The following is a 25,515-nucleotide window of genomic DNA, read 5'->3' as shown; positions in this document are numbered from 1 at the left end:
TGTAGGATATTGAACCCTTAGTATGCCCATAATTAATTCAAAATAAACGCCTCAGACAAAACCGAAAACCCCTACACCTCCAAAGTCACCTTCAGGCTTAAACCTCCGTCTATCTCTGCGTCTCTGCGCCTCTGCGTGAGATAAATTCATATTCTCACTCAGTATATAATGTTTTTTTGATAGGTGGTAAATCAATTTTGCATTGTGGTAGCGTCTGGGTATAGCGGTTAGTCAAAAAATTATTGAGTTTTCTATCCCATTTTTTTAATAATTTTTTTAATGGCTTATTTTCATTGCCAAAACTGAGTTTACGCACTAAAGGTTTAATAATTGTTGCTACTCTTCTCACCCCTAATTTTTTGTATTTAGTTTGAAAATAACCATCTTCAGATAAATCCCATTTACTGCGGATGCGTTGTAGACTATTTAAAGTCCAAGCATCACTCCAACGCAGCATATAAAAGTGTAAATCACTCCATTCTAGGGGAGGCCCTGGTACATAGGTGACTAAACTATCAGGCTCAAAATAAACTTTACCACCTGCCTGTTTCACAGTCATGCAAAAATCAAGGTGTTCTTTAGTGTTGAGCATTTCTTCATCTAAATAGCCAATTTCTTCAAAGATTTCCGTGCGAACTAAAGTACAGTGAAATTCGGCTAACTCGGTTTCAGTGCGTTGGAGATGAGGACGCAATTCTGATACTTGATGACCTTGTTTATACATTTTTTCGCGGAGATGTCTTTTGCCTTTAATATCAACTACAATATGACTTTCTCCACCTGCAAAATGTACTCTTTGATGTATGGGTTGCTTTTCACACATTAAAGGGCCAACAACAGTTGCACCTGTTGATTCTGCACAGTTAATTAAAGCTGTTAACCAACCAGGGGAAACTATCACATCATTATCAATGAAGACTAAATATTTAGTATCAACGTGACTCAAGCCGATATTACGCGCGTGATTGGGAGAAAGATAATAATCTGTGCGAATTAGTTGAAAGTTATGCTCTTGAGATTTTGTTTGGAGATAATGGTGAATTTTAGGGGGTGAATTACCATCAATGTAGATTAGTTTGAAGGGGATTTTTGTATGTTCGTAAATACTTTCTAGGGATGCTTGAGTGCAGCTAAATCTTTCACGGGGGACAACTATCAGGGTAACTATTGGTTGTGACATTGTTGATAACTCCATTTTGATATTTGTGACATTTAGATAGATTTCATCGAGCCTCTACAAGCGGTTTGTTAGGAGATTGATTATTTAAAATTTGTTGGTAGATGTCTACTAATTCATCATTGAGTTTATTCATATCGTATTGTTTTTCAACTCGCACCCGTCCAGCTTTACCCATTGCTTCCCAGATTTCAGGATGTGTGATTAAATAAGATAATTTAGTTGCGATCGCATTTGCATCTCGTTCGGGTACTAAAAACCCAGAAACTCCATCTTGAACAAGTTCAGGGATGCCGCCGTGTCTGGTACTAATTACAGGTAAACCCATCGCCATCGCTTCTTTTAATGTATTGACTGGCGCATCTTGATTTCCGTCTTTACCTGTGACACTAGGGGCAATAAAAATATGACATTTATCAAGAATTTCAACAATTTCTTTTTGCTGTTTCCACCCTAATAATTTAACTATGTCCTTCAGGTTTAAATCAGCAATTAATTGTTGAAAATGTTCTTTGAGTTCTCCATCGCCGATAATATTATATTCAAGTTGCGGGTGATATTTAGCTACCTCAGCAATGGCTTTAATGACATATTCAATCCCTTTTTTTTCTACTAACCTGCCAGTGGTGGCAATGCGGATAATTCCATCACTGGGAAACTCACGCTGTTTAAAAAAGAATTTACTACAATCAATTCCTGAACCGTGGACATGAATTTTGTTAGCATTACAACCCAAAGCAACTGCTTTATTTTTGAAAAATTCGCAGTTAGCTAAAAAGTAATCTGTTTCTTGAAATAATTCCTGATAAACTTTTTCACCCCACTTAGGGAGAAACTTACTAATATCTGCACCCCGAAAAGTAGAAATTAATTTTCCTTCAATTAAACCAAGTTGACGAAACCACACCCCAAACACGCCCAAGGTACTAAATTGACAGTGGATGATGTCGTAGGATTTCTTTTCTAAAAATGGAAATCCTCGGTAGAGCATTTTTAAGGATTTTGCTTGACTAACGTAGCGGGAAGTATTTAGTAACTGCAGACAAACAGCAGGATTTTTGTAAAAGTTGAGCAGCAGTAAACTTAAACCTTTAACCCATCGCCATACTTCATGATTTGGGCGAGTGGGAGCGTAAATTGTTCGTTCAATGAGTTGATATTGCTCTACTAAAGGATGTACTTTAGATATATTACTAGGACGACCATCAAGAGAGTAGATATCAACCTCGTGTCCCCGTTCGATAGTACCAACAATTTGATTGACAATAAACGGCTCAGATAACACAGGGAAACGTGCTACAAAGAAGGCAACTTTCATGATGTTATATTTAGATATGAGTTAATTCTTCTCGCAAAGCTCTTACAGGTAATTCTGTTTGCAGAACTTGTTTATAAATAGCCACTAATTCATCATTTAGCTTGTTCATGTCGTATTTTTCTTCAACACGCGCACGTCCAGCTTTACCCATTTTTTCCCACAATTGGGGATGGTGAATAAGATAGAGTAATTTAGTAGCGATCGCATCCGCATCTCGTTCTGGAACTAAAAACCCAGAAACCCCATCTTCTACTAATTCAGGTATCCCGCCATGCGTCGTACTAATCACAGGTAAACCCATCGCCATCGCTTCTTTTAAAGTATTCACTGGCGCATCTTGATTACCATCAGCAGCCGTCACACTAGGCGCGATAAAAATATGAGCATTATCCAGAATTTCGACAATTTCTTTTTGCTGCTTCCATCCCAATAATTGGACGATATGACCAATATTTAGTTCCGCAATAAGTTGTTCAAAATGTTCCTTTAACTCCCCATCACCAATAATTTTATATTGAATATTAGGGTAAAATTCCGCTACTTTAGCAACTGCACGAATAGCGTATTCAATTCCTTTCTTTTCTACCAAGCGTCCCGTCGTTACAATCTGTACCTTACCATCAGCAGGGAAATAACGAGGTTTAAAAGTAAACTTTCCACAATCCAAACCAGAACCGTGAACCACAATTCTATCAGAATCACAACCTAAATTCACCGCGCGATCGCCAAAAAATTGACAATTCGCCAAGAAAAACTCCCCTTCCCGAAACAATTGCTCATAAACATCCCTGCCATTTTCCTCCACATATTTACTAATATCAATACCCCGAAAAGTCGTAATTAGCTTACCAGAAATTATTCCCGCATCCCGATAAGCAAGGGCAATAGGTGCTAACGTACCGAATTGACAGTGAATAATATCATATACACCATCTTCCAGAAAAGGCACAATCCGATAAAAAGTTTTTAAAGTGCTTACTTCCTTGTCATACTTCCCATAAAAAAAGCGCAAACTCTTGAAAGAACCCTGATAAATATTCCTAACTAATAACCCAATACCCTTAAAAAAACGCCAAACAATATTCTCAGGAACAACAGGAGGAAAATAAGCACAATCCATCAACTTATATTCTTCCACAATTGGATGAACCTTACCCGTATAATTCTTAGGTAAACCATTCACAGGATAAATATAAACCTCATGTCCCCTATCAATCAAACCCGTAATTTGATTAAGAATAAAAGCCTCAGACAAAACCGGAAATCGCCAAACAAAAAAAGCCACCTTCATCTTAAAACTCCGCGCCCCTCTGCGTAAACCTCCGCGCCCCTCTGCGTTTCAAAATCCTCCTTTCCTTTCTAAAACACTCCAAATGACTATTCAAATTCATCACCTCCAACGCCCCAGAACCCAAACAACCATCAGAAAAATGCAGTATACTTATCCCACAATTAGACTGTTTAAAACAGTGATAAAACTCAGGACTTATACCCAAAGCAGTGCTAATCAAAGCCCGATTTGTCCCCCCATGTGCAATCACCAACAAAGTTTTACCAACCTGATTTGGTAACACATCCTGCCAAAACTCTTGCACCCGTTGATATAAATTCAGAGCCGGATAAAACCGTGTTTCAGTATCTACCTGCATCCAAAACTCATGGGGACGTTGTTTCCAAAGTTTATAAGCTTCCGGGAAGACTTCCCGCACATATTCAAATGCTAAACCTTCCCAACCAGGTAGATCATTTTCCCGTAATTTATTAGTAATAAAAACCGACTTTGGTAGAACATTCATTACCTCTAAAATTTCCTTAGCAGTTTCCTGCGCCCGCTTCAAAGAACTGATATAAACAGCATCAAATGCTATTTCCTGCAAAAACTCCCCAGTAATTCGCGCATCTTTGCGCCCAACTTCAGTTAATACCGACTCATCACTACTACCTTGATATAAACCCAAAACATTAAACGTACTCTCCCCGTGGCGTAACAGCACCACACGAGTTCCTGAGCTTTTTTCAAGCTTCAACCGCATAGATATCGCCCTCTGCATCAACAATACTTTGCATCCGGTATAAAGTGGCGTAGCAACCACCTACAGCCATTAATTCTGCGTGTGTACCTTGCTCTAAAATACTTCCCCCCTCGACGTAGAGAATTATATCTGCGTTCTCTACTGCTTTGAGGTTATGGGAAATAATAAAGGTTGTTCGCCCCTTGGTTAGTTTACTGAGTGCAGAGTTAACTATATATTCACTTTTTTTATCTAAACCTGTAGTGGGTTCATCCAGAATAACTATTGGTGCTTGACGTATTGCAGCACGAGCGATCGCAATTCTTTGTCGTTGTCCTCCTGATAGTGTACCACCGCGATCGCCCAAAATCGTATCATAACCTTGGGGCAAGTTCATGATAAATTCGTGAGCATTCGCCAACTTTGCCGCTTTTTCTACTTCTTGATGAGAGCATCCTAATTTACCGTAAGCGATGTTTTCTCTCACACTGACAGCAAATAACACACTATCTTGTAAAACTACACTGATTTGTTGTCTGAGAGAATTTAAAGTATATTCGCGGATATCTTGACCATCAATTAAAATTCTCCCCGCTTCTGGATCATAAAGCCGTAAAATTAAACTCAGGAGCGTTGATTTACCACTACCAGAAGCCCCTACAATTGCCACTTGCTGTCCCGGTTGCACAGTAAAGCTAATATTGTTTAAAATCTCTTTTTCTGTGTCATAACCAAACCCAACATTTTCAAACCGCACCGCACCAAAAAAAGGATGTGCTGGTTTCGCTGTTGGTAAATCTTTGACATTCGGTTCATAGTCGAGAAGTTCTACCACCCGTTCCCCGGAAGCTGTAGCTTTAGCAATTTGTCCAATTTGGTTGGATAGTTTCCGCATCGGTTCAAAAGCATTTTTTAAATAACTCATAAATACCAATAATTCCCCTGGTGTAAGTTCTTGATGTAGCACCACATGAGAACCACGCCACAACACCACAGCAATAATTATTGCCATTAAAATTTGGACAGCCCTTTCTAGTGCGGCTGATAATCTTAAAGATTCAATTGCTTCATCTAAACTCTTTTGATTTTGTGCTGAAAAAACATCATGTAGCATTGTCTGAAGAGATAAAACTTGCACCACCTTAATAGCACCGATAGTTTCACCAGTAGTTGCTGCTAAAACCCCTTCAGAATCACGATGTTTTTTAGCAAATTTACGAATGCGGCTAATCATATTACTGGTTAACAACATTAATAATGGGAAAATAGCCAAGACTACTAAAGCCAACTCCCAATTTAACCAAAACATAATCGCCAACATTCCCAAAACTGAGAATGTATTCGTAAATAAAGGCAAAGCAGTTTTTACAGTCACAGTCCGCATTTTTTCAATATCGGCGGTGACACGGGCGATTAAATCACCACTTTTAGACTTTTGATGAAAGGATAAAGAAAGATGTTGTAAATGATTAAAAACATCACCACGTACCTCTGATAACACCCGCACCACAGCTAAAGACATTCCATAGGTACTAAGATAGGCAGCAATGCTACCCACCGCAGAAATTACGACAATGGCAACAGCCGCCAAAGTTAATAATAAAACCGGACTTAATCCATAATGGTTAATAGAATTAACAGAGTTATTGTGAGCAGGTATCAGAATATAATCAAATACATATTTTAAAGGCCAAGGTTCAAGCAAACGTAAGCCAGTTTCTAGTAAAAGTGCCAGAAAAGAACCAGCAATTAAAACTTTTTGTTGCCGAATATAAAGCGAAAGTTTATTTAATATTCGCAAGATACCTGGAATAACTCCTATTAATTCCTTTTCTTTGGCACGTTGTCCCATTAATTATTCCTCTCCTTCACCAACATATAATTATCAATAGAAAAAATTAATCTTTTAAACTTATCTCCTCTGGTTGAGATAGATTTTGATGATTATTCAAAAAATCCTTCAGGAATATAGCTGTGTTCTCAGCACCCTGCAAATCAAACCTACAAGAGCAATCTAAAGTTATATTCCTGGTTAAAGAAGCAATAATTTTCTCAGATAAATAACCCGGATCTAAATCTTGTGGTAACAAACAATCAACAACTCCTAACTGTTGTAATTTCTGAGTTCTAATTAACTGTTCTTGATCTTGATGCTCATGGCCAATTGGCACAACAATAGCACGCACCCCCGTACTTAAAATATTCATAGTCGTGTTATAGCCACTCAAGCTAAGAGAAATATCTGCCGTTTGCATATAAGCAAGTAGATGTAATGTGTATGTGGCAATCTGAATATTATTGTGATTTTTTGCTGATTCTTTTAATTGCTTTACCTTGGCTTCTGGCATGAACGGCCCAGTAAATATTTTGATAATATTCGGTATCTTTTTTGCTAAGATTGGGCTAGCTGCTACCACTGTTTCTAACAATTCATAACCAATTCTACCGCCGCCAATACTCACGATAATTTTTAGTGTTTCTGGGTTGAATTTACCCCACAGTTGATGATGATTAACATCAGCTTTCACTGGTTGAGTCACGAAGCCAGTATGAATAATCCTAGATTTAATATCTCTATATCTCTGAAAACTCTCAGAGAATTTCTGAAAATTAGCATCAGCGTGAAATAGTAATAAATCAAAATAGCGATTCATTAAATCACAAATAGTTCCTTCTTCCTGCGGGTTGCTCTCCTTGCCAATTACATCACGTAAACTACAAACAATTTTTGTATCAGGATTTGTAGTTTTAATATGCTCAACTAAGGGAATTAGTTCAAACAATAATTTGTGTCTGCCAAAGGGGAAAAATTCGGTAATTAAACAATCGGGTTTGATGTTATCAAAAGCTGAAATTAACAGATTCTTTCTGATTTCTTTGATTTGTTCAACACTTTTATCACTATCCTCTACTCTAAATTCTCCATCTTCTAACCATAGTGCAGGTAGTTTAATTAATTCTACTTGTGGCGGAATTGCAAAACCCCTGATTTCTGGGCCTCCACAAATAAAATAAACCTCAAAATATTTAACTAAATTCCGCACTATTTCTGTGCTTCTGACTAAATGTCCCATACCGCTAAGATATTGGCAATAAAACATGATTTTTTTCATACTTGAATTGGCGTTCGCAACTTGTTTGAGTTAATAAAATCTGGATGTGTTCTTTGATGTTATCCAAGCCATTCATATTGAATGTAACTTGAGACATAGAAAACTGATTTTCTAGAGCAGCTTTTAAGGTTGATGTAGTAAATTCATCGGGATGAATGGCTGTAAATAAACCTAATGCAGCCATCCTTTGAGCGCGCAGCAATTGCTCTTGTGATGGGTGAGAGCGTGGTATAATTATGGCAGGCTTTTTGGCAGATAAAATCTCACAAACTGTATTATAACCAGCCATTGAAACTATTGCATCTGCTGCCTGGATATAACTCATTAAATCATCTGTAAATTCTCTCACCTGTACTTGAGGATTCTTGGCTGCTGCTGCCATCACGAGTTGTTTTTGCTTTGTGGGCATTTCCGGCCCATAAATGATTAAACTTTTGTAGATATTAGCTGTATCTAATTTAATTGTATCAAGATAAGTAGCAACTATTTCATAACCATCTTCACCGCCGCCAGGGGTAACTAAAATTAATTTTTCTGTGGGGGATATTTGTAATTCTGCTCTCACTTGTGCAGATGGTTTTAAACCTGATTGATGATGGATATAACCGCAGTAATGAGACTTTTGGGTAATAGCGGGGGAAAAGTTATATTCTTTGACAGTATCAAAAACTGCTGGCGTTCCGACTATTAAAACTTGGTGGTAATACTTTTCTATAGCTGTGTAATAATGATTTTTTTTCCATTCGGAAATAGTGACTTGTGGGGAGTCGAGAATATCACGCAGTAAGAGAACTAGCTTGGTTTGGGGTAATTTGTGATGAAAATAATTAATCGTGCTGGCTAATTCGTTTTTGATACCGTATGGTTTTTTATCTACTAGAAATAAGTCTGGTTGAAAGTTAATGGCAGCAGAGAGAATTAATTGCGATCGCAATCTTACCGTCTCTTCTACCCCCATTCCCAGATATTTTACCGCCACTTCGCCAGTTGCGCCTCTATTCAAGCAAGGCAGTTTGATGTAATCTAAACCCTGGGGTAAACGAAACCCCTGTAACATCGGTGAACCAGACACCAGTAAAATTGAGAGTTCCGGTATTTCAGCTAGCAGATGTTTGCAGATACTCAACATTCTGCGGATGTTACCAAGTCCGTATGCGTCATGGGAATATACCAGCAGTCGCATAATTTTTACCAATTACGATCTTCTCTTGTTAATACACATATTTACTTATCTACATGAGTGATGAATGAACATCTTATGAGAAGATTCTCATGAAAATTTCCAGTATATTTAGTAGTATTTTCTCTTTTCTTAGCCAGTTGTTAACCATTTTTTAGGCGGCTAATAGTCTGAATCTTATATCTGATAACGCTTTCATGAGAAGTTTCTCATTTTTCTTTAATTATCTTCTCATAAAGAAAAGATTAAACTTAGTTTAAGTCAAAGTTAAATAAATTTGAGTATTAATTTTACTTTTCGCCTAGAGATAAGCAAATACACATAGCATTTAAAATAACCAATGCTATTTAGCAGTGAGTAAGACGATATGTCCAAGAAGGCATTCAATCGATTCCATTGAAATTTCTGATACTTTTTCAACTTCCTCAATTAGTGTGGAGTCACATGAGCAAATTTCTACCCCTCTTTAGAAACAACCCCAGAACCTCAGCTATTAGTAGTTTATCTAGCAATACTCGTAAGTGTCGCATTGCGTTATATTCCCACGACACAATGGGATTAGGACACAAACGTCGTAATTTATTAATTGCTCAAACTTTAGGATCTTCACCCCTAAAACCAGATGTTTTAATGATTAGTGGTATTCCAGATGTGAGCAATGTTCCCACACCCCCAGGAGTAGACTGTTTAACTCTCCCGGCGTTGCATAAAAACATTGATGGGCAATATCAAGCCAGAAGATTGGATCTATCATTGCACGAAATCATTACACTGCGATCGCAAGTTATCCTCACTACTATTAAAACCTTTCAACCGGATATCTTCATTGTCGATAATGTTCCGCGAGGCGCAGTTAGAGAATTAGATCCCACCTTGGAATACTTGCGTAGTGAAGGCAAAACCCATTGTATTCTAGGTTTACGGGATATCTTAGATGAACCTGCTGCCGTGCGTCGAGATTGGAAGCGGGCAGGCAATGAAGAAGCGATTCAAACCTATTATGATCAAGTTTGGGTGTATGGCGATCGCAACATCTACGATTTAGCTAAAGAATATCGCTGGCAATCAAAAACCGTCGCTAAGTTCCGCTATACTGGCTATCTTGACCAACGTTACCGCCTCAAACATCTCAATTTAGAGACTGTGCAAGCATTTAAATCACTCAATTTACCCGAAAGATTAGTATTATGCTTGGTAGGTGGTGGACAAGATGGAGCAATGTTAGCTGAAACCTTTGCCCATGCTGAATTACCACCAGGGATGAACGGTATGATCTTAACAGGGCCGTTTATGCCGCGAGAAATACGGCAGAAACTCCAAAACTATGCAGCACAACGTGAAAACTTGCGTGTCTTGGAATATTTAGCCGAGCCGACATTGTTGTTAAATCAAGCCGAACGCGTGATTGCAATGGGTGGTTACAATACGACTTGTGAATTGTTGTCATTTGGTAAGCGATCGCTCATTCTACCCCGCATCAAACCCCGCAAAGAACAATTAATCCGGGCTGAAAAATTAAAATCTCTAGGTTTAATTGATTATATACATCCAAATAAGCTGACATCTCAAGCATTGACAGACTGGCTTATCCAAGATATTCGGCCACCACAAGTCCGTAGTTATGTTGATCTTAATGGACTCACTCGCATTCCTCAATTTGTTAATGAAATCCTGATGTCTGCTCATCAAGCACCGCCACAAGCTTCATGAATAGTCTTTCGACTTGTTGCATAAATTCTTTGGTGTTGGCAAGAATATTATTTAAAAGCTCGCGCAAAGGCGCAAAGGCGCAAAGAAGAACGCAAATAAGTAACTTTGCTATACCCTTATACCCTTACACCCCTATACCCTTTTGACACGAATAATGTCCATGTCTATCGCTTATGTTCTCAAACGTTATCCTCGCTATTCTGAAACTTTTGTTGTCAATGAAATTTTGGCTCATGAAGCGGCTGGGTTGGATATCAAGATTTTCGCCTTGAGGCCGCCTGCTGATACGCATTTTCAAAATATTATTTCCCAAGTGCGTGCGCCTGTTACTTATATTCGTAAGCCAATTCAAGGACGGGTGAGTGATTCTCTCAATAGTCTTGCGCCTACAGCCGCTAGTTATTTTTGGGCGGAATTACAGGAGGCTAGTCAAGTTATACCTGATTTTTGGTCAAAGCTGGCTGTTGCTCAAGGGGAAAAAGCTAGCACTGTCTACCAAGCTGCTTGGTTAGCACGAGAAGTCAAGCTCAAAGGGATTACTCATTTACACGCTCATTTCGGGACTGTGGCCACTAGTGTAGCTCGTCTAGCATCTCACTTTGCAGGTGTTCCCTATACTTTCACGGCTCATGCTAAAGATATCTTTCATGAGAGTGTGGAATTTGAGGATATGCGGCGCAAGCTCAAGGATGCGTCTAGGGTGGTGACTGTCAGTGACTATAATCTCAAATATCTCCAAAAGATGTATAGTTTGTCTGCAAATCAAGTTCAACGCATATATAATGGTTTGGACTTGCGACAGTTACAATATTCTTCTCCGGCTGAACGTCCACCGTTAATTCTCTCTGTTAGTCGGTTAATTGAGAAGAAAGGTTTATCTGTTTTAATTGATGCTTGTGCAGTTCTTCAGCAGAGAAATTATCAGTTTCAGTGTCAAATTGTTGGTACTGGGGGTTTAGAATCAACTTTACGTCAGCAGATTCAAGATTTAGGTTTGCAATCTTGTGTGCAAATTGTTGGTGCGCGTCCGCAAAATGAGGTGTTTCAATTAATACAGAATGCGGCTGTGTTTGCTGCGCCTTATGTGATTGGTCAAGATGGGAATCGGGACGGATTACCTACGGTTTTACTGGAGGCGATGGCTTTGGGAACTCCCTGTGTTAGTACGGTGGTGACGGGTATCCCTGAAGTGGTGCGGGATGGGGAGACTGGTTTGATTGTAGGGCAATATGATGCGGAGGAGTTGGCTAATGCTCTTGGGCAACTTCTTAAGGATGAGGCTTTGCGGGTGAGGTTGTCTACTCAGGCTCGGAGGTTGATTGAGTCGGAGTTTGATATTTGTCGGAATACGGAAGTTTTGAGGGAGTTATTTTTCACGCAGAGGCGCGGAGGCGCGGAGGAGGTATGAAGGTGAGAGTTGCTTATGTTTGTGCTGATGGGGGGATTCCTGTTTTTGGACAGAAGGGTTGTTCTATTCATGTGCAGGAGGTGATGCGGGGTTTAAAGGGGGAAGGTGTACGGGTGGATTTGTTTGCTACTCGGTTGGGGGGGGAGTTACCAACGGATTTGAATGATGTGGTGGTGCATCAACTTCCACCTGTTCCTAAGTTGGAACGGGGGATGCGTGAGCAGGTGGCTTTGGGGATGAATCCTGATTTACGGTTGAGTTTGGAGAAGTCTGCACCTTTTGATTTGGTTTATGAGCGTTATTCTCTCTGGAGTTATGGGGCGATGGAATTTGCTCAGGATATGGGTGTTCCTGGGTTGTTGGAGGTAAATTCACCTTTAATTTTAGAACAGGCGCAGCATCGGGGTTTGATTGATCGAGATGGGGCGGAAGCTGTGGCGCGTCGGGTGTTTTCTGCTGCTACCGCTTTGATTGCGGTTTCTGAGGCGGTGAAAAGTTACTTGATGGATTATGTGGATGAGAGCAAAATTCATGTCATCCCTAATGGTGTCAATCCTCGCCGTTTTTCTAGTCTGGCTGCGGTAAGTCAATCAGATGATTTTACGGTGGGATTTGTCGGGAGTTTGAAGCCTTGGCATGGATTGCCCATTTTAACGGAGGCTTTTAGTTTACTACATCAACGTGTTCCCCAGGCTAAGTTGTTAATTGTGGGTGATGGCCCGGAACGGGAAAAGCTAGAGGCTGAATTAGCGGCACGGGGATTAAATACTCACACTCAATTTACAGGGGCGGTAAATCCTGAAGCAGTACCGCAATTATTAGCTGCAATGACTGTGGCTGTCGCACCCTACGCCGCCCAATCTGATTTTTACTTCTCGCCGTTGAAGGTGTATGAATATATGGCGGCTGGTTTACCTGTGGTTGTTAGTCAGATTGGACAATTAACTGATTTAATTGAGCATGGAGTGAATGGTATGCTTTGCCCTCCTGGTGATACGATCGCTTTAGCTGAGACATTAGAGATATTATGGCGATCGCCTCATCTCCGGCATAATTTAGGAAAAGCTGCACGAAACACGGTCATTACTCATCATACTTGGGATGCGATCGCTCACCAAATTATCCAGATAGCTGGCTTAGATTCTCCATTACCAATGGAGGTGAAATCCTAAATGCCAAAAGCAAGTTTGTGGGGAGTGTTGGTTTATTTCTGGCGTGATATTCGTCCCCATTATGGACTACTTTTGATTTCCGCGATCGCTTTAGTTGCGGATGTGGGGCTACGGGTGTTAGAACCTTGGCCTTTAAAGTTTGTCTTTGATTATGTTCTCCTCCGGGGTGATAAGTTAAATACTCTACCTGTAATTGCTCGTCTCGAACCCATCACATTACTGACACTCTCAGCCGTTGCTGTCTTAATCATTACAGGTTTACGCGCTCTAGCTGCCTATGGTAGTACCGTGGGATTAGCCACCGTCGGCAGTCGCGTTATGGCAAAAGTTCGTAATCGTTTATACTGTCATCTCCAAGATTTATCTTTGGCTTATCACACTAAAGCCCGTAGCGGTGATTTAATTATCCGTGTTAGTAGTGATGCTAGCCGTCTCCAAGAAATTATGATTACGGCGGCTTTACCCCTATTAATCAGCATTCTCTCTCTCGTGGGGATGATTGGGGTAATGTTCTGGATGAATCGTAGCCTAACTTTACTATCATTGCTGACACTGCCGTTATTTTGGCTCGTGACAAACCGACTCAGCCGACGCATTAAAGAGTCCTCACTCAAGCAGCGTCAACAAGAAGGGGCTGTGGCAGCGACGGCTGCGGAATCAATTGCAGCCATTAAGTTAGTCAAAGCCCTCTCTCTACAGGATGCTTTTGCTCAGGTATTTGCTCAATTAAATCACCGCAGTCTTCAAGAAAGTGTCAAAACTCAACGTCTAGCGGCTCACTTGGAACGTACTGTAGACGGGGTAATTGCCTTGGGAACTGCGATCGTTTTATGGTATGGCTCTTGGCTGGCTCTGCGCGATGCCTTAACCCCTGGGGATGTACTGGTATTCCTTACCTACCTGAAGAACGCCTTTAAGCCAGTGCAGAACTTCGCTAAGTACACTGGAAGGCTGGCTAAAGCTGCGGCTTCTAGTGAACGTATTTTAGATGTATTAAACCAGCAACCAGAGATACGGGATTCACCAAATGCTATCCCTGCGCCGATTTTCCAAGGAGCAATCCGTTTTGATCATGTCCACTTTGGCTATGAATCAGGACAAGGAATACTCCAAGATATTAATTTAGATATTGCACCAGGACAAAAAGTCGCTATTGTCGGGACTTCTGGCGGTGGGAAATCTACATTAGTCAGTCTTTTATTACGGCTGTATGAACCTACCTCTGGGCGCATCATGATTGATGGGTGGGATATTCGAGAATATACATTGGCTTCATTACGTCCCCAAATTAGTGTAGTTTTACAAGATAGTCTGTTATTTGCTGCCAGTATCCGCGAAAACATTGCTTACGGAGTTGCTGGGGTGTCTGATGGGGAAATCGAAGCGGCGGCGCGTCTAGCTCATGCTCATGATTTTATCGAAGCTTTACCCCAAGGATACGATACCCTGGTGGGGGAAAGAGGGGCGACGCTTTCAGGGGGACAAAGACAACGAATTGCGATCGCTCGTGCTGCTATTCGTCAAGCTCCTATCCTGATTTTAGATGAGCCGACTACGGGGCTAGATAAGGTAAATGAGAAGGCTGTGATTGATGCGCTGCAATGTTTGTCACGGAATAAGACAACTTTTGTGATTACTCATGATCTGGATTTTGCTACTCGCGCAGATGTGATTGTCTATCTGGAACATGGGCGGGTGGTGGAACAGGGTTCTCATCGGGAGTTGATGCACAAAAATGGGCGGTATGCGGCTTTGTATGAGGTGCAGGCTTCTTTGAGGGTTTAGAGGGGGAAGAGGATTTTTAACGCAGAGGGGCGCAAAGGTAGGCGCAAAGGTACGCGGAGTATGAGTTTTAGTGATGAGAAGATGGGTTTTTTGGGGGATGCGCTGGATCGGGTGCGGGTGGAGGAGTGTTTTAGAGAGTGTTTGGCGATCGCTAAAAATTGTCGTGTGCAAAATGTGCGGCTGATTCGTCATAAGTTGGGGCGGCGTTGTTTGATTGAGTATGTGTTGATTAATGATGTTGGGGAAGTGATTACTCTAATTGGGAAGGTGCGGGCTAAGGGGACGGATTTTTATAGTTATGAGTTGCAGAAGTCTCTGTGGGAATCGGGATTTGGTGATGATAGTTCTGATGGAATTTCTGTACCTGAACCTGTGGGGATAATTCCTGAATGGCAAATGTGGTTACAGCGTAAGGTTGAGGGGCAAATTTCTACTCAATTACTCTCAAGAAATAACGGTATTTTTCCGGCTCAACTTATTGCTGAAGCTGCTCATAAGTTGCACCAAGCTAATATTCCTCCGCGTCGTTCTCATACTATGTCTGATGAACTGCGAATTTTGCATGAACGGATGCCATTGGTCATGCAACAATATCCACAATGGCAAACTCGTTTAGAACGGATATTAGCTGCTAGCGATAATTTGGGAGCAAACACGCCAGAATCAAAACCTTGTGGTATTCATCGTGATTTTTATCCTGATCAAGTGATTGTTAATAATTCACGTTTGTATCTGCTTGACTTGGATTTATATTGTGCAGGTAATCCAGCACTTGATATTGGTAATTTCATCGCTCATATTCAAGAATATAGTCTGCGTACTTTTGGAAATTTACAAGTATTGCAAGATTATGAAGATGCTCTCATTACAAGATTCTTGCAACTATCAGGCAAGGAATTTTTACCCGCAATTCAAGCCTATATTACTCTAACTTTAGTCCGACATATTCACATCAGTACCCAATTCCCCGAACGTCGTTCTTTTACGGAAACCTTATTAAATATATGCGAACAACGTTTGAAGATAACTCATGATTTATAGTTCGCATTCCTAATTATAAGTTTTGATATTCTAGTTGATTGTTTTCAGGAAATAGATACGTAGTGGCTTGGCAAGCCTTAAATGATGAATTAGGAGTAGGTTGGGTTGACGTAAGGAAACCCAACACCGATATCCATGTTGGGTTTCGCCTTGCTCAACCCAACCTACATTTAATACACTATTTTAGCCTTGCCACGCCACTACATATACTTAGATTTTGTCAAAAATCAAATACTAGTCCTATAGTTGATTGTTTTCAGGAGATAGCGTTGATAGGTTTAATTATCGTGCGAAAATTTCACTTGATTTGTTTGACGGTTTTACTTGCTTTGAGTACAACTAAAGCTAATGCAAAAACTATCCCATCTGTAAGCAATAATAATCAATTAAAGAACATTACATCAGTGGATCAATTGTCTGATGTGAATAGAGATAGTTGGACATGGCAAACCCTACAATCATTAATTGAAAAATATCACTGTGCTAGTAATGATATCAATAGAAACAATCAAACGCTGTCTAAATATGAATTTGCTGCTAAAATCAATGCTTGTATCATACAAATAAATGAGCTAATCACTCAGGGAAAAATCAAGACAATTGACCAAGAAAAATTAAGTAAAATTCAAACATTAAAATCAGAATTTGCAGCAGAATTACTAACTTTTAGCAGTCGGGTTGATTTATTAGAAAACAAAGTCGCTACTTTACAATCACAACAGTTTTCACCCCAAGTTGAGCTAGAGGGAGAGATTATATTTGCTGTGACTGGAATTGCTGGTGATAAAAAAGCTAACAGTAAAACCAAACCAATCAATGAGAATTTAGTATTAAGCGATCGCGTTCGTCTCAGTTTAGAAGCAAGTTTCACAGGTAAAGACAAACTACAAATCCGCTTGCAAGGACGCAACACACCGGAATTAGAAAATGTTACCGATACTAAAATGGCTAATTTGGGCTTTGATGGTGACGATGACAACGAAGTAGAAATAGATGAAATAGATTATAAATTACCCCTCAGCAAACAAACCCGCCTCACTCTTTACGCACTGGGAGGAGGTTTAGGTGATTTTGTTCCTAGTGTTAATCCTCTGTTTAGCGGTAGCGGAGACGGTTCAATTTCCACCTTTGGGCGAGAAAATCCCATTCGCCGTCAAGGTGGCGGTGCGGGTGTAGGAATTTCTCATAATTTAAGTGACTCAGTGAATTTATCATTGGGATATGTCACTAATAATGTAGCTAATCCAGAGCAGGGAATTTTGGCTAGTCCTTATGGCGCGATCGCTCAACTTACCCTCGAACCTACCAAAAACACAGCACTTAGTCTTACCTATATCCATTCTTACAATAATGTAAAGACTGGAACTGGCAGCGAATTAACTAACAATCCTTTTGATGATCAAGCCGATGCAATTATAGCTAATTCCTTTGGTGCAGAGGCCGCTTGGCAAATTAACCCAACTATCAGTCTCGGTGGGCGAGTTGGTGTGATTAATGCCACAGCCGCAGATTTACCAACAACTCCCAATGCGACTATCTCCACATGGGCGTTACTTCTAACTCTTAGAGATATAGGACAAGAAGGAAGTTTTGCCGGATTTGTGCTTGGTCAACCGCCTAAAGTAACTCATAATAGTTTTGACAAAGCCTTTGAAGATAAGGCTACATCTTTACATCTAGAAGCTTTTTATCATTGGCAAATCACAGATAATATGGCTATCACTCCAGGATTATTTGTCATCACAAATCCAGAACATAATAATAGTAATGACAACATTTATGTTGGCACACTTCGGACAACATTTAGCTTTTAAAAATTACGCCTGATGTGAATAAAAATAGCAGCTTTCGCTTGAATTTACAACTGTTTTGACCTCTCTCTAAACCTCTGTCCTCCAAGGATAAAAGCTTTGAGTTTTATTCCCCTTCCCTTGTAGGGAAGGGGTTAGGGGTTAGGTCTTTCATGCCCCTACAAGGGATTCACAAGATTATAATTCACACTAGACATCAATTATAACACAGCTTTCAATCCTCATATAAATCAACTTGTAAATTACCATTCCCATCAAGATATAATTCTTCTTCTAATTCTCCGTCTGTAATATCTACTTCATAAAATATCCCTTTAGGGGTGATTTCAATTTCATATTTTGTGACAATAAATCCAGGTCTTTTTTCTTTGATTCGCTCTAACACAACAGCAGGGAAATCTTTTTCTGTTACATAATATTCAGTTTCTAACCATTCCCCTGTGGCTGAAAATTCTGCTTCATATAAAATATTGTTTTGCTTAAAAACCGCTTCATAACCATAGTCGTGTTTTTGCCAAGTGTGAGGAATATCAGCATACTTGGCTTTAAAAGCTGCCTTTACAGCTTCAGGAACTACTATACCTTGTTGATGATTAGGTAAATAATAAAAAGCTAATAAACAGGTTAAAAGTGAGACACTAACGACAGCATAAATAATTGATTTTATTACCAAAATAACCATTTATTTTATTATTAATGTTCTAATTTGGGGTGATTCCAAAGGTAAAATAATTGTGAATACAGATCCTGCTCCTAGTTGACTTTCTAGGGTAATTTTCCCCTCGTGGGCTTCAACAATGGCCTGCACAATAGATAAACCTAACCCTGCTCCCTCAGAACGGCGGCGACTATTAGCAGCACGAGCAAAACGTTGAAAAATCCTCTGTTGATCAGCAGGTGCGATACCTATGCCTGTATCACGTACCCAAAGGCTAATTTTACCCCGGTGAATAATTGAACCCAGGGCAATTTTATCAGTATTTTTGGTATGTTGAGTGGCATTTTGTGCCAAATTCATCATCGCTTGAGTTAGACGTTGACGGTCTGCAACAATTTTACCCCTAGCGAGGGCTTCGAGTTGCCAGTTGCGATCGCCAAGACCTTTAACTTTAGCAAATAACTCTTCGGTGAAAGTGCAAACATCAATTGTTTCTAAGCACAGAAAATCAGGACGTTCCGCCTTTGCTAATAACATCAAATCATTAACAAAGCGGTTCATCCGTTCTAATTCATCCATTACTATAGTTAAAGTTTCTTTGATCTCTTGTGGATCATTACCCATTAATTCTAAATGACCACGAATAATAGTAATTGGTGTGCGGAGTTCGTGTCCAGCATCATTAATAAAATCCCGTTGACTGATAAAAGCATTTTGCAACCTATCCATCATGTCATTGAAAGTAGTTCCTAATTCTGCTAATTCTCCGCTACCATCTATAGTCAGCCTTTGATTTAAATCTGTTTCACTAATTTTGCGAGCCGTTTGAGTGAGTAAGCGCAAAGGTGCAAGAATTTTTCCCGCAGCAAACCAAGCGAAAACTAAAGCAAATGCTACAACAATCACACTCACTTGCAGAATCACTGCTACCGTTTCTAAAACTTCTCCACGTTCTCCAGCCGTGGTGTGAGCAATGACAAAGACTCCCATGACTTCGCCATTAATTATCACGGGTTGAGCTAGATATAAGATACTATCAATCTCACTACCAGGAATGATCTTTTCTCCTTGGGCTGGTTGTGTTAACTTTGCCCAATCTAAAACAATTTTTGCATCTATATTCATTTCTTTTGGTCTAGCCCTAGGACTTGATTTATAAAATTTTTCATCCATTAAGGCAATCAGAAATGTATCATCTTGTGGGAGTTGATTGCTTAAGAAAGCATCAAAAAATTCTCTGAGTTCTCTTTTTGTGGTTGGTGGATTTAGTAGACGGTTATCAGTTCTTCTGAGTTTGTCAATAGCTTCAATACTGTCTTCATCTAGAGGCTGATCAATGTTACTTTTACCAGTCAGTAAATGCTCAAAGATTTGTATTTTGTCTCTAGCTTCATTATGTACACGTTGATCAACTCGTGCATATAAAGCCTGACGAATCGCCGGAATAAAAACTATAAAAGTCAAGGATAAAATTATGGCATACCAAAACAAAATCCTAGTACGGGTAGCCCAAAAAAAGCCTCGACGATGTTTTAGATATGTTTTAGCTATTGTGGTTTGATTTTTTACCACGAATCTTAGGATTTGGGAATCAAATAGAGAAACTTGAGACTTGTCTTTCTTGGCTTGTTTCTCCATATAACTATAAATTCCTGGGTATGACAACTATAAAAGTTTTAGATTTTGGATCTGATCTCCAAAACCCAAAACTTTACATCCAAAATTCTGGTCACATAGGGAACACACGCACATTACAATCTAATCTATGCTTATGAGTATCTAATTCTCTCATGAGACAATCATGAAATGTTGATGAGAAAATTCTCATGTTCGCAGACGATAACCCATGCCTCTGACAGTTTCAATTAAGTTACTACCTAATTTTTTGCGTAAATAACCAACGTAAACATCAACAATATTTGAGCCTGGGTCATAGTCATAACCCCAGACTCTATCTAATAATTGTTCACGACTCAACACTTGTCCAGGATGGCGAAGGAAGGTTTCCGCCAGAGTAAATTCCCGTGCTGGCAATTCTACTATGTTTTGACCCACTTTTGCTTTACGCGATCGCAAGTCTAAAACTACATCCCCAAACCTGAGTACCATCTCTTCATTTGTTTGAGTGTTACCAATATGACGTAATCTAGCTTTTACCCTTACTAATAACTCTTCAAACCGGAAAGGCTTAGTTACATAGTCATCTGCACCAGCTTCAAAACCCGCAACTTTATCTTGAATATCATCACGGGCAGTTAAAATAATCACCGGGAAGCTTTCCCCTTGTCCCCGTACTTCTGCCAATACATCTAAGCCATCTTTTCCAGGTAGCCCCAAATCTAAAATCATTAAGTCAAAACCGCTACTTAATGCCATATTAGTAGCAGAATCAGCATCAACTGCTATAGATGTTGTAAAACCATGAGAACGTAACCCTTTTTCAATAAAAGCCGCTATGCGGGGTTCATCTTCTACAATGAGAACTCGATTCATCTGATGCAACCTCTGTTTGTGCTTCTACAGCTAAGACATCCATAAAACTAGAACCTGTTCCCCATCTTCAACGCAGTTCTCAATTACAAATTACTTCTAATGTCAATTCAAATCTTGCGAATACCTAGATATTTGTAGGGGCGGGTTCACCGAGATCAAAAGTTAATCATTAATGATGTTTGTTAACCCACCCCTACCAAGTTTGATACACCCAACTCATTACTCATTACTCATTACTCATTACTCATTACTCAAGATGTACCTCACTTACTTCAAAAATGCTGTAATTCCATCCAATACTGTTAAATTAAACTGTCTCCCCCTGGTTGACTAATTACTAATCGTAAAACCGATAATCCTAAAATTATTAAAAATAGCACTAATCCAATTGTGCAAGCATAGGTAATTTCTAAATTAGTAAAGGCTTGCTCGTAGAGATAATAAACAATTGTTTTAGAACTATTCAAAGGGCCACCTTGGGTCATAATATAAACTTCTTCAAATACTTTTGTCGCTGAAATTGCGGAAATTACTCCTACTAATGCTAAATAAGGCTTCATTAAAGGTACAGTAATATCCCAATGTTTACGAATACCATCTGAACCATCAATAGCGGCGGCTTCATAAACATCTGCTGGAATTGATTGCAACCCTGCTAAGTAAATCACCATGTAATAACCCAATCCTTTCCAGATGGTGACAGCCATAACACTAGCTAAAGTGATTGGCACGATACCAAAAATTTTCGTCGAACTAGTTAACCAGGGAATACCATCAGGGAAAAGACCTAATATTTTCAAGACTTGATTTAGTAAGCCGTTTTCTGCATATAGCCACTTCCAAGCTATCCCGGCTACCACCATAGAAATAACTACTGGGGTATAATAGGCAGCACGAAACCAGTTAATTCCTCGTAATTTTTGATTAACTAAAATTGCCAATCCTAAAGGAAAAATCACTAGAATCGGTACTACGCCTACAAGATAAAGAAAGGTATTTTCTAAAGTCTTCCAAAAAACGGCATCTTGCCATAAACGCAAGAAATTTTTTATACCTATCCATTGGGGTGGTTGGCTGAGGTCTTCGTAGCTAGTAAAGCTCAGGTAAAAAGCTTGTAGTGCAGGCCAGAATACAGTTAAACCCAACAAAATTAAAGCTGGCAATAAAAATAAATAAGGAGTCAATCGTTGTTGAATGACTATCCAATCTTTAGACATTAATTGTTTCATAAATACATTTATATATGCTTAGTGTAGATTTTAAGGACTAAATTCCTAACTACATGGAGATATATGATATCAGACTATTCTGCGCCTGCCTAGGCTGTTAAGAATAAGTAATAAGTAATAATCACTCATCACTCATCACTCATCACTCAAGCCTCTTGAGTAGCAGAGTCTCAATTTTATCAGCAGGCAAAGGTCGAGAAAACAAATAACCTTGGCCAAACTTACATCCTAGTTGCTGTAACCATTGAAGTTGTTGCTGTGTTTCAATACCTTCTGCCACTACTGCTAATCCCAGTTCATTGCTGAGTGTGATGATAGTTTTAACAAGTTGATAGTTGCGTTTTTCTTGCAGCATTTGCCGAATAAAGGAACGATCAATTTTTAAAGTATCGGCAGGTAATCGATGCAAATAATTGAGTGATGAATATCCAGTACCAAAATCATCAATACTAATTTTAATTCCCAATGCTTTTAACTGCTCCAATATTATGATTGTTTCAGTAATATTTTCAATTAAAATACTCTCAGTAATTTCTAGTGTTAAACAATCACCACTTAAACCAGTTTGAGCTAAAATCTCTTTTACATCTTGGACTAAGGTGGCTTTGTGGATATCTTGGACTGAGAAATTAACACTCACCTTCAGGGGTAATTGGCTAGAAAATTGAGTTTGCCAGGTTGCGAGTTGTTGACAAGCAGTTTTGAGTACCCAGCTATCTAGGGGAACAATCAAACCTATTTCTTCAGCTATAGAAACAAATTCTATGGGAGAAACACAAGCGCGAGTAGGATGTTGCCAGCGTACTAAAGCTTCAAAACCGATTAAATGATTTTTATTAATATCAACAATTGGTTGATAGTAAACAATAAATTCTTGTCGTTCCAGTGCTTTGCGGAGATCATTTTCTAAATTGAGTCGTTGTAGTGCCTGAATGTGCATCTGAGTATCAAAAATTTTATAACAGCTTTTACCTTCAGTTTTGGCTCGATACATGGCAATATCGGCATCTCTGAGTAAATCTGAGGCTTGATGGTAATTAGCTGTTCCTAATACTATGCCGATGCTGGTAGTAATAAAGACTTCGTGTCCATTAAGGGTTAATGGGGTTTGAAATTCGGCTAAAATTCGCTTGGCAACAATGACAGCTTCGTCAATACCGTCTATGTCTTCTAGTAAAATTACAAACTCATCGCCACCCAAGCGAGCGGCTAAATCCATCGCCCGAATTTTGGATTTTAGCTTCTGAGCAATAATTTTGAGGAGTTGATCGCCGGCTAAATGTCCTAAGCTGTCATTAATAATTTTGAATCGATCCATATCGAGAAACAAAACCGCGAAATGATAATTGTCAATTCGCTTGGCTCGGTTCATAGCTAATTCCAATCGTTCTATGAGGAGGTTACGATTGGGTAAGTTAGTTAGAGAATCATGTAAGGCGTTGTAAATTAGTTGTGCTTCGGCATCTTTGCGTTCACTAATATCGGTGATTGTGCCAACATAACCTGTAATTTTTCCAGTAGTATCTAACTCTGCCACAGCTTGCCCAAACACCCAAGTTATTGTGCCATCAGGCTGTTGCAAGCGGTACTCTAGTTGAAAAGGACGATTTTCTCTGGTAGCAGTGTACCACTCTAGTAAAACTTGATTTTGGTCATCGGGATGAATCGCTGCTATCCATCCACTTTTGAGGGCTGTTTGAGAAGCTAACCCAGCTATCTTGCACCAACGTTCATTGACGTAAAGACAATTTCCTTGAGCATCAGTACGAAAAATGCCCACGGGAGCGGCTGCGGCTAAGGAAGCATATCTTTGTTCGCTTTGCCGGAGGTTTGCTTCTGTTTTTTGTCTTTCGGTGAGTTGAGTTTGTAGCTGTTGGTAAGCAGTGGCTTGTTGAATAGCGATCGCCATTTGGGTAGATAGCTGTTGCAACAAAGCTGTTTCTTCCGGTTGCCACTGTCGAGGTGCTTGACTTTCGACAACATTCAGCAATCCCCACAGTTGATTACTGTTGACAATTGGTACTAATACTTTAGCCCTAACCCGTAAATTTTCTAGTAATTCTCGGTGACAATCGCTTATCTGTGTAGTGTAGATATCAGACACTACTCGAATCCGTTCTTGACGGTATAGTTCTACCCAGTCACCTGCAAAACAAGGATCGTAAACTTGCTTGCCCAAATAAGCAATATCACCATGAGCGACAGATTCAGCAACTACAACTACACTCCAGTCTGGTTGACACTGCCAGATATTCACGCGATCGCACTTTAACAGCGATCGCACTTCTTGGACTGTGGTGTCAAGAATATCTTGTAGGTTGAGGGAAGAGCGAATTTGGCTAGCAATAGTTGCAATCAACTTTTCCCGTTCTGCTTTGGCTTTGAGTGTAGCTGTTCGTTCTTGAACTTGCTGTTCTAATTCGGCGTTGCGATTTTGCAATAGTTCTAATTTCTCTGTTTCTAAGCAAGACACCCGATGCTCTAAAACTGCCACTAATTGATTTAACTCCAAAGGATTGAGAACTTTGAGAATACTAGTTTGGGTAACGATGCCTAGCAACTCCCCTTGCTTGCCAATCACCACTAACCTTTTGACTAAGTATTGGTGCATAATCTGTTGCACCATCCATAATGACTCTTGAGGAGTGACTGAGAACACGGGTGTACTCATGACAATTTGTGCTGGTAGCTCCTCAAAATCGAGTTTTAAGGCGTGAAACTGCACAATATCTCGCTCTGTGACAATGCCAACTGGTAATTGTATAAATTCCCCTTGTATTTCCTGAAATCGTTCTTCTACCAGCACCACCGAACTGACTTGATGTTCTGCCATCAAGCGAGTGATAGTGAGCATGGAAACAGTAGGAGCAGCACAAATCACTTCAGAAGTCATCACATCAGCAACAATGCGGAGGTGCAGTAAATCTATGGGACGAGACAAGTGCCGTAAGCTTTCATGGGTGAGTATGCCGACAATTTGGTTTTGTTCATCAAGTAATGGTAAGTGGCGAATGTGATGTTGCTGGAGTAAATTGACTGCGAAGAACAGATCAGTAAATGCAGATTGCTGTAAGGTAATAACTGGATGTGTCATCACTTCACTTATGGTGAGATGTTCTAGCGATCGCCTTTGAGAACTCAGACGAACAACATCTCGTTCCGTGAAAATACCTAATAAATTATTCCCTTCAACAATTAATACACAGCTAGAACGCGCCTCTAGATGTAGGGCTGCAAGTTCACTGTCTGTCTCTCTGGAATATGAACACACAGCACGAATCCCACTCATTTGGGCAATGGCTGCGATCACAGATGTATCCGGCGAAACTATCAGTGGGTTGCGAACGATCGCGGACTCCAGATCAGCTACTGTCAAAGCGGTGGGAGAAATGAACATTCGTGCCAGGA

General features: G+C 39.8%; 18 protein-coding genes. 6 read left to right on the top strand and 12 right to left on the bottom strand.

What is annotated here, in order from left to right:
- Window positions 1–154: 154 nt before the first annotated feature.
- Genes ACPZ3T_RS11190 through ACPZ3T_RS11160 form a run of 7 tightly spaced genes read right to left on the bottom strand, consistent with a single transcriptional unit; the run spans window position 155 to window position 8,803 of the window.
- Complete coding sequence (locus ACPZ3T_RS11190) at window positions 155–1,180, bottom strand: glycosyltransferase family 2 protein (protein ID WP_490276231.1); 1,026 nt, start codon at window positions 1,178–1,180, stop codon at window positions 155–157.
- Window positions 1,181–1,223: 43 nt separating this feature from the next.
- Window positions 1,224–2,495: a glycosyltransferase gene (locus ACPZ3T_RS11185; protein WP_490276229.1), complete on the bottom strand. Its 1,272-nt coding sequence runs from the start codon at window positions 2,493–2,495 to the stop codon at window positions 1,224–1,226.
- Between the two features lie 10 nt (window positions 2,496–2,505).
- Window positions 2,506–3,786, bottom strand: a complete 1,281-nt coding sequence (locus ACPZ3T_RS11180; protein ID WP_490276227.1) for a colanic acid biosynthesis glycosyltransferase WcaL — start codon at window positions 3,784–3,786, stop codon at window positions 2,506–2,508.
- A gap of 1 nt (window position 3,787) precedes the next feature.
- On the bottom strand, window positions 3,788–4,528 hold the full coding sequence (locus ACPZ3T_RS11175) for a histidine phosphatase family protein (RefSeq protein ID WP_490276226.1): 741 nt from the start codon (window positions 4,526–4,528) through the stop codon (window positions 3,788–3,790).
- Window positions 4,512–6,359, bottom strand: coding sequence for an ABC transporter ATP-binding protein (locus ACPZ3T_RS11170; protein ID WP_490276224.1), 1,848 nt, complete (start codon window positions 6,357–6,359; stop codon window positions 4,512–4,514). The genes ACPZ3T_RS11175 and ACPZ3T_RS11170 overlap by 17 nt, the downstream gene beginning before the upstream one ends.
- Before the next feature lie 46 nt (window positions 6,360–6,405).
- Window positions 6,406–7,608: a glycosyltransferase family protein gene (locus tag ACPZ3T_RS11165; RefSeq protein WP_490276222.1), complete on the bottom strand. Its 1,203-nt coding sequence runs from the start codon at window positions 7,606–7,608 to the stop codon at window positions 6,406–6,408.
- Window positions 7,586–8,803 carry a glycosyltransferase family protein gene (locus ACPZ3T_RS11160; RefSeq protein WP_490276220.1) on the bottom strand — a complete coding sequence of 406 codons (1,218 nt, stop codon included), beginning with the start codon at window positions 8,801–8,803 and terminating at the stop codon, window positions 7,586–7,588. Before ACPZ3T_RS11160 ends, ACPZ3T_RS11165 begins: the two co-directional genes overlap by 23 nt.
- Before the next feature lie 441 nt (window positions 8,804–9,244).
- Here ACPZ3T_RS11160 and ACPZ3T_RS11155 point away from each other — a divergent pair, with 441 nt between their 5' ends.
- The 6 genes from ACPZ3T_RS11155 to ACPZ3T_RS11130 all read left to right on the top strand — a co-directional run bounded on the left by ACPZ3T_RS11155 (window position 9,245) and on the right by ACPZ3T_RS11130 (window position 17,730).
- Window positions 9,245–10,510, top strand: a complete 1,266-nt coding sequence (locus tag ACPZ3T_RS11155; protein WP_490276218.1) for a glycosyltransferase family protein — start codon at window positions 9,245–9,247, stop codon at window positions 10,508–10,510.
- A gap of 154 nt (window positions 10,511–10,664) precedes the next feature.
- Window positions 10,665–11,918 (top strand): glycosyltransferase, encoded by a 1,254-nt coding sequence (locus tag ACPZ3T_RS11150; RefSeq protein WP_490276216.1) that lies wholly within the window; start codon window positions 10,665–10,667, stop codon window positions 11,916–11,918.
- The gene (locus ACPZ3T_RS11145) at window positions 11,915–13,090 is read left to right on the top strand and encodes a glycosyltransferase family 4 protein (protein ID WP_490276214.1); all 1,176 of its coding nucleotides are present in this window, start codon (window positions 11,915–11,917) and stop codon (window positions 13,088–13,090) included. The genes ACPZ3T_RS11150 and ACPZ3T_RS11145 overlap by 4 nt, the downstream gene beginning before the upstream one ends.
- The gene (locus tag ACPZ3T_RS11140) at window positions 13,091–14,875 is read left to right on the top strand and encodes an ABC transporter ATP-binding protein (RefSeq protein WP_490276212.1); all 1,785 of its coding nucleotides are present in this window, start codon (window positions 13,091–13,093) and stop codon (window positions 14,873–14,875) included.
- Between the two features lie 81 nt (window positions 14,876–14,956).
- On the top strand, window positions 14,957–15,916 hold the full coding sequence (locus ACPZ3T_RS11135; protein WP_490277192.1) for a phosphotransferase: 960 nt from the start codon (window positions 14,957–14,959) through the stop codon (window positions 15,914–15,916).
- A 62-nt stretch (window positions 15,917–15,978) separates the two neighbouring features.
- Window positions 15,979–17,730 (top strand): iron uptake porin, encoded by a 1,752-nt coding sequence (locus tag ACPZ3T_RS11130; protein ID WP_490276210.1) that lies wholly within the window; start codon window positions 15,979–15,981, stop codon window positions 17,728–17,730.
- 211 nt (window positions 17,731–17,941) lie between these two features.
- On the opposite strand, the gene ACPZ3T_RS11125 is transcribed toward ACPZ3T_RS11130, so the two are convergent.
- From ACPZ3T_RS11125 to ACPZ3T_RS11105, 5 genes are all read right to left on the bottom strand, one after another.
- Window positions 17,942–18,409, bottom strand: a complete 468-nt coding sequence (locus ACPZ3T_RS11125) for a PepSY-like domain-containing protein (RefSeq protein WP_490276208.1) — start codon at window positions 18,407–18,409, stop codon at window positions 17,942–17,944.
- Window positions 18,410–20,023: a sensor histidine kinase gene (locus ACPZ3T_RS11120; RefSeq protein ID WP_490276206.1), complete on the bottom strand. Its 1,614-nt coding sequence runs from the start codon at window positions 20,021–20,023 to the stop codon at window positions 18,410–18,412.
- 186 nt (window positions 20,024–20,209) lie between these two features.
- Complete coding sequence (locus ACPZ3T_RS11115) at window positions 20,210–20,878, bottom strand: response regulator transcription factor (RefSeq protein ID WP_490276204.1); 669 nt, start codon at window positions 20,876–20,878, stop codon at window positions 20,210–20,212.
- A 302-nt stretch (window positions 20,879–21,180) separates the two neighbouring features.
- Window positions 21,181–22,107 (bottom strand): carbohydrate ABC transporter permease, encoded by a 927-nt coding sequence (locus ACPZ3T_RS11110; RefSeq protein WP_490276202.1) that lies wholly within the window; start codon window positions 22,105–22,107, stop codon window positions 21,181–21,183.
- Window positions 22,108–22,249: 142 nt separating this feature from the next.
- A complete protein-coding gene (locus tag ACPZ3T_RS11105; RefSeq protein ID WP_490276200.1) occupies window positions 22,250–25,504 on the bottom strand; it encodes an EAL domain-containing protein in 3,255 nt (1,084 codons plus the stop codon).
- Window positions 25,505–25,515 lie beyond the last annotated feature (11 nt).

The sequence above is a fragment of the Aliinostoc maniaoense genome (assembly GCF_058172895.1).
This window is presented reverse-complemented; position numbering and strand designations above follow the sequence as displayed.